Source organism: Nocardioides lianchengensis (assembly GCF_900101465.1).
GTDB classification, from domain to species: domain Bacteria; phylum Actinomycetota; class Actinomycetes; order Propionibacteriales; family Nocardioidaceae; genus Nocardioides; species Nocardioides lianchengensis.
The window spans coordinates 185833-192355 of sequence record NZ_FMZM01000012.1; the positions used below are offsets into that span (position 1 = coordinate 185833).

Here is a 6523-nt window from a genome sequence, read left to right on the forward strand (position 1 = left end):
GCCTTCCGGCCGCCTGTCAGACTGGAGGCCGTGGAAGGACGGATCGACGCGGGCGTGTGGTGGTGCCGTGCCCTCCTCGTCGCCGGGGTTGCGTTCTTCCTGGGTGTCGCCGGCCACGTGACCGCCGACGGCCTGCTGCCCGGTCCGGCCACGCTCGCCGTGCTCCTCGTGTTCACGGTGCTGCTGAGCCTGCCCCTGCTCGCCCGGCCCGCGTCCCGGCTGCGGCTGGTCGCGATGACCGTCGGCGGGCAGGCGCTGCTGCACCTCGCGCTGACCGTGTCCGGCGGGCACGTCGGTGACCGGGCCGCGGGAGCGGCCGCCGTACCCCGTCGTACGACGGCGCTCAGCGACCTGCCGGTGGTGGGCGGGCAGCGGCAGGGCTCGCTCCTCGACGCGTACGCCGCCGCACCCGGCGGCCATCCCGCCTCGACGCCGACCCTGCCCGTCGGTCACCTCCTCCACGACCTGTCGGCCCACGCGCCGATGATGGCCGCGCACCTCGCGGCGGCCGGGCTCGTCGGGCTCTGGCTCGCGTACGGCGAGCGCTGCCTCTGGACCGTCCTCGCCCTGACCGGGCGGCGGGTCCTCCTGGTCCCGCTGCTGGTGCTGCCCGTTCTCGAGGAGCCCGCGCGCCGACGCCCGGTCGTCGTGGCGCCCCGGCCGGACCTGCGCTCGCGCTGGCTCGCCCAGCCGCTCTCGCGGCGCGGACCGCCGCTGCCGGTCTGACCGCCTCCCACCTCGTCGTCGACGTCAGGAGGGGCGCGGTCGCGCGCGCCCATCTCCCGGACCACCGGTCCGGGCTCCCGACCCTGCCCTCCGGGGCGATCGCAGAGGAACACCCATGTCCAAGAAGAACACCCCACGCCTGCCCGACGTCTCCGCCGAGGGCCGCCAGCCGGCCCGCTCCCGCCGCGAGGAGATGGAGCGGCTGATGGCCGAGCGCAAGCAGCAGGAGCGCCGCCGCTCGATCCGCGTCCAGGCCCTCGTCGGCGCGCTCGTCGTGGTGCTGGTCGTCGGCGTCACCGTCGTCGTCCTGGCCACCCGGGGCAGCGACGAGCCGGCCGCCGTACCACCCGGTCTGACCTCCGACGGGGCGATCCGGTTCGGGGCGGCCGACGCCACCGTCACCGTGCAGGCCGTCGAGGACTTCCAGTGCCCGGCCTGCCAGCAGTTCGAGGCCGCGCTCGGCAGCACCCTCGCCGAGTACCGGGCCAGCGACGACGTCGCCGTCGAGTACCGCCCGATCGCGTTCCTCGACAACGCGTCCTCGACCGAGTACGCCAGCCGCGCGCTGAACGCCTCGATGTGCGTCCTCGCCGACGCCGGGGCGGACGCCTGGATGGCGATGCACGAGTCCCTCTACGCCCAGCAGCCCGCCGAGGGGACGGCCGGGCTCGACGACGCCACCCTCGCCTCGATGGCCGTCGACGCCGGCGCGGACGAGGACGCCGTCGGGCCGTGCATCACCGACCGGCGCTACGACGACTGGATCCAGCAGCACACCGACGACGTCATGTCGTCCGGCGTCAGCAGCACCCCCACCGTCAGCGTCAACGGCACGCAGGTCGAGGCCGCACAGCTCGCCTCCGCCGTCGAGGCGGCCCGCTCGTGACCGAGCCGTACGACGACGCCGCACGGCCGGTCCCGCTCCGGCCGTTCGGCGTCGGCCTGGTCGTGCTGGGCGGCATCGGGCTGCTGGCGGCCTTCACCCTGGTCGTCGATAAGGTCCGGCTGCTCGAGGACCCGTTGTACACGCCGTCGTGCAACTTCAACCCGGTGCTGTCCTGCGGCTCGGTGATGCGGACCGACCAGGCGTCGGTCTTCGGGTTCCCCAACCCGCTCCTGGGGCTGGTCGGCTTCAGCGTCGTGGTGACGGTCGGGGTCGTGCTGGCCACCGGGACCCGGGTCCCGGGCCGGCTGCTCACCGGGCTCGCCGGCGGCGCCGCCCTCGGCCTGGCCTTCGTGCACTGGCTGGCCTTCCAGAGCCTCTACCGGATCAACGCCCTGTGCCCGTGGTGCCTGGTCGTCTGGGCGGTCACGATCCCGATCGCCGTCTGGTCGGTCCTGGTCGCGCTCCGGGTCGATCTGCCGGACGGGCGCGGCCGCCGGGTGGCCGAGGCCGTCTGGTCGGTCCGGTACCTCGTGGTGCTGGCCTGGTACCTGCTGGTGGTCGTACTCGCGCTGGTCCGGTTCTGGGACTACTGGAGCACCCTGGGGTGATCGCCGTCGGCGGCCGGCCCTCACCCGAGTCGGGTGAGGTGCCGGGTCGGCGGCCCGCCTAGCGTCCGTGGCCCGGCCCGACGAGGAGGCGACCGTGCCCGACCGACCGAACATCCTGATCATCTGGGGCGACGACATCGGCATCAGCAACCTGAGCTGCTACAGCGACGGGCTGATGGGCTACCGGACCCCGAACATCGACCGGATCGCCGCGGAGGGCATCCGGTTCACCGACTACTACGGCGAGCAGAGCTGCACGGCGGGCCGCGCGGCGTTCATCACCGGCCAGAACCCCTACCGCACGGGCCTGACCAAGGTCGGCATGCCGGGTGCGGACGTCGGGCTGCGGGCCGAGGACCCGACGATCGCCACCGCGCTGAAGAATCTGGGCTACGCCACCGGACAGTTCGGCAAGAACCACTTCGGCGACCGCGACGAGTTCCTGCCGACCGCGCACGGGTTCGACGAGTTCTTCGGCAACCTCTACCACCTCAACGCGGAGGAGGAGCCGGAGCTCTACGACTACCCGTCGGCGGAGGACTTCCCGGACTTCCGCGAGAGGTTCGGCCCACGAGGCGTGATCCACTCCTGGGCCCAGGACGACGGCACCCAGCGCATCGAGGACACCGGCCCGCTCACGAAGGAGCGGATGAAGACCATCGACGACGAGGTCGTGCCGGAGGCACTCCGCTTCATGACCGACGCGCAGGAGAGCGACACGCCGTTCTTCGTCTGGCTCAACACCACCCACATGCACTTCCGCACCCACATCAAGGACGGCAGCCGCGGTCGGGCCGGCCGCTGGCAGTCGGAGTACCACGACACGATGTGCGACCACGACGACCTGGTCGGCTCGGTGCTCGACCACCTCGACGAGAACGGCCTGGCCGACAACACGATCGTCATGTACTCCACCGACAACGGGCCGCACATGAACAGCTGGCCGGACGCCGGGATGACGCCGTTCCGCAGCGAGAAGAACTCCAACTGGGAGGGCGCCTACCGGGTGCCCGCCATGGTCCGCTGGCCGGGCCACCTCCCCGCGGGCGAGGTCCGCAACGGGATCGTCAGCCACAACGACTGGTTCGTCACCCTGCTGGCCGCCGCCGGGGACGCCGACATCGCCGACCGGCTCCGCCAGGGCACCGACCTGGCCGGGACGTCGTACCGGGTGCACCTCGACGGGCACAACCAGCTCGACTACCTGACCGGCGCCGCGGACCAGAGCCTCCGCCAGCACTTCTTCTACGTCTCCGACGACGGTGACCTGACCGCTCTGCGCTTCGACCACTGGAAGTTCATCTTCCTCGAGCAGCGCGCCACCGGGACGCTGCAGATCTGGGCCGAGCCGTTCACCGAGCTGCGCTTCCCCAAGCTCTTCAACCTCAAGACCGACCCGTACGAACGGGCCGACATCACCTCCAACACCTACTACGACTGGGTGCTCGACCATGTCTGGTTGTTCATCCCGGCGCAGGCCTACGTCGCCCGGATGCTGCAGACCCTGGTCGAGTTCCCGGCTCGCCAGGAGCCCGCCAGCTTCAACGTCGAGCGGATGATGGAGAAGCTCAGAGCCGGCGTCGGGAGCAGCTGATGACCCCTGTCGCCCTGCCCGGCGGCACGTTCACGATGGGCTCCGACGAGCACTACCCGGAGGAGGCCCCTACCCACCCCGTGCGGGTCGGGGCGTTCACGATCGACGCCCACCAGGTCACGAACGCGGAGTTCGCGCGGTTCGTCCGCAAGACCCGCTACGTGAGCGTCGCGGAGCGGGCGCCCGACCCGGCGGACTTCCCCGGGGCGCCGCCGGAGAACCTGCAACCCGGCTCCCTGGTCTTCACCCCCACCCCCGGCCCGGTCGACCTCCGGCACGTCAGCCAGTGGTGGACCTGGACCCCGGGCGCCTGCTGGTCGGCACCGGAGGGGCCAGGCAGCTCGGTGAAGCGCCGGCCCGACCACCCGGTGGTCCACGTCGCGCTCGAGGACGCGCGGGCGTACGCCGACTGGGCCGGCGCCGACCTGCCCACCGAGGCCGAGTGGGAGTACGCCGCCCGCGGCGGGCTGGAGGGGGCCGCGTTCACCTGGGGCGACGAACCGCGTCCCGGCGGTCGGATCATGGCCAACACCTGGGACGGCCCGGACTTCCCCTGGCGCCACACCCGGGAGAGCGGGTTCACCCGCACCGCGCCGGTCGGCAGCTTCCCCGCGAACGGGTTCGGGCTGTTCGACATGGCCGGCAACGTCTGGGAGTGGACCGCCGACTTCTGGACCGACCGGCATCCCGACGCCGCCGCGAAGCCCTGCTGCGTGCCGGTCGACCCGCGCGGCGGCGACGCCGAGCGGAGCCTCGACCCCGCCCAGCCGCAGTTCCGGATCGCCCGCAAGGTCGTCAAGGGCGGCTCGCACCTGTGCGCCGACAGCTACTGCCTGCGCTACCGACCGGCCGCCCGGCGGCCGCAGATGGTCGACACCGGGACCAGTCACCTGGGGTTCCGCTGCGTGAGGAGGACCTGATGACCGAGCCGCTGCTGCCGTCCTGGCGCCCGGGGCCGACCCGGGACGCCGTGGTGGCGTTCCTGGACGCGTCGACGGAGGTGGCGGCGGCGGACCGCGTTGCGTGCTTCGACAACGACGGCACCCTGTGGTGCGAGCGGCCGACGTACGTGCAGCTGGACTTCTTCGTCGACGCCCTGCGCACCCGCGTCACCGGCGACCCCGAGGTCGGCGAGCGGGCGGAGTTCGCCGCCCTGCTGTCCGGCGACCAACAGGCGATCGGCGAGGTCGGCCTGGAGCGGATCGCGATGGCGCTCACCGGTCTCTTCGCCGAGATCTCCCCGCACGAGTTCACGGTCCGGGTCCGCGAGTTCATGGCCCGGGCCGAGCACCCGACCCTGGGCCGGCGGCACCGCGACTGCACCTACCGGCCGATGATCGAGCTGGTCGACGAGCTCCGTCGTCGCGCCTTCGACGTCATGGTCGTCACCGGCGGCGGGACCGAGTTCGTCCGCGCCGTCAGCCAGGACCTGTACGGCGTCCCGCCGGAGGCCGTGGTCGGCACCCTGATCGAATACGACTACCTGTCCGACCCGCCGCGCCTGGCGCGCTCGACCCGGCTGGTCGGCGCCGCCAACGAGGGGGCCGCGAAGGTCGCCAACATCCAGACCGAGCTGGGTCGCCGGCCGATTCTCGCGGTCGGGAACTCCGGCGGCGACCGCGAGATGCTGGAGTGGGCGACCGCGGGCGACGGCCCCACCCTGGCCCTGCTCGTCGACCACGACGACGCGGACCGCGAGTTCGCCTACGTCAGCACCGCGCAGACCTTCACCGAACCCGAGCCGATCACCGCCGTCGCCGACCGCCTGGGCTGGACCGTGGTCAGCATGAGGCGGGACTGGGCGACGGTGTTCGGCTGAGCCGAGCTTCCGGCCCCGACAGGTGCGTGCCCCGTCGGTGGTTGAGCAGGTCGCGCTCACCGGTGGTTGAGCAGGTCGCGCTAGCGACCGTGTCGAAACCCCCGCAGTCCAAGAGACGGCGTCGAGCCCCGCCGGCCTGTCGGTCGTGCGCTGCGGGTCCGCTCGGGTCGTCCTTGAATGGCTGGCTACGGGGTGCGGTCCGCGGATGGTTGCCGTCGGCGGCCGGCTGCTGGCCGATCCCCGCGGCTGTCCGGAGGGACCTCGCGGACGGTAGGGAGAGGGGGCCATCTGGCCCCCACTCCCACCCTCCTGACCGACCCCGAAATCTCTCTCCACAAATACACCAACGCGCTAGATTCGCACACCTGTTCGAACTAGAATGAGGGCATGAGCCCCGACGTCCACGACCCCGCCGCCACCGTGCTGGCGGCCGCCGAGACGTCCGTACGCACCCGCCGCGCCGCCGCATTGGAGGACCTGGAGCTGGTGCTGGCCTGGGCCGATCTTCACCGCGACGACCCCCAACACAAGCCCGGCGCAATCCCCGTCCGATACGGCGGGGACCAGCTCATCGACCTCGGCGGCGACGGCACCCCCTACGTCCAAGACCTCTGCCTCGGCGAGCTCGCCATCGCCCGCCACACCCACCTCCTCTCCACCCGCGCAGTGATGGCCGACGCCCTCGACCTGCGCCACCGCCTCCCCCAAACGTGGGCCATCGTCCAGACCCTCGCCTGCGAGGCGTGGGTCGCGTGCCGGGTCGCGTCCATGACCCGCAAGCTGTCGTTCGACCAGGTCGCGCTGGTGGACGAGGCCGTAGCCCGGGCGATCGGCGGGTGTGCGCCCGGGCGGGTGTTCCGCATCGTCGAGGCCAAGATCATCGAAACCGA

At 72.3% G+C, this 6523-nt stretch carries 7 protein-coding genes; all 7 read left to right on the forward strand.

Features of this window, described 5'->3' with window-relative positions; genetic code table 11:
• Positions 1-30: 30 nt before the first annotated feature.
• Positions 31-726, forward strand: coding sequence for a hypothetical protein (locus tag BLT76_RS20700; RefSeq protein ID WP_139175735.1), 696 nt, complete (start codon positions 31-33; stop codon positions 724-726).
• Between the two features lie 115 nt (positions 727-841).
• On the forward strand, positions 842-1612 hold the full coding sequence (locus BLT76_RS20705) for a DsbA family protein (RefSeq protein WP_090860199.1): 771 nt from the start codon (positions 842-844) through the stop codon (positions 1610-1612).
• On the forward strand, positions 1609-2220 hold the full coding sequence (locus tag BLT76_RS20710; RefSeq protein ID WP_211753109.1) for a vitamin K epoxide reductase family protein: 612 nt from the start codon (positions 1609-1611) through the stop codon (positions 2218-2220). The genes BLT76_RS20705 and BLT76_RS20710 overlap by 4 nt, the downstream gene beginning before the upstream one ends.
• A 94-nt stretch (positions 2221-2314) precedes the next feature.
• Entirely contained in the window at positions 2315-3814 is a 1500-nt protein-coding gene (locus tag BLT76_RS20715) for an arylsulfatase (protein WP_090860218.1), read from the forward strand.
• Positions 3814-4734 (forward strand): formylglycine-generating enzyme family protein, encoded by a 921-nt coding sequence (locus BLT76_RS20720; RefSeq protein WP_090860200.1) that lies wholly within the window; start codon positions 3814-3816, stop codon positions 4732-4734. Before BLT76_RS20715 ends, BLT76_RS20720 begins: the two co-directional genes overlap by 1 nt.
• Positions 4734-5633 carry an HAD family hydrolase gene (locus BLT76_RS20725; protein ID WP_090860201.1) on the forward strand — a complete coding sequence of 300 codons (900 nt, stop codon included), beginning with the start codon at positions 4734-4736 and terminating at the stop codon, positions 5631-5633. Before BLT76_RS20720 ends, BLT76_RS20725 begins: the two co-directional genes overlap by 1 nt.
• 387 nt (positions 5634-6020) lie before the next feature.
• A partial coding sequence (locus BLT76_RS20730; RefSeq protein WP_425287101.1) for a hypothetical protein occupies positions 6021-6523 on the forward strand: 503 nt, incomplete at its 3' end.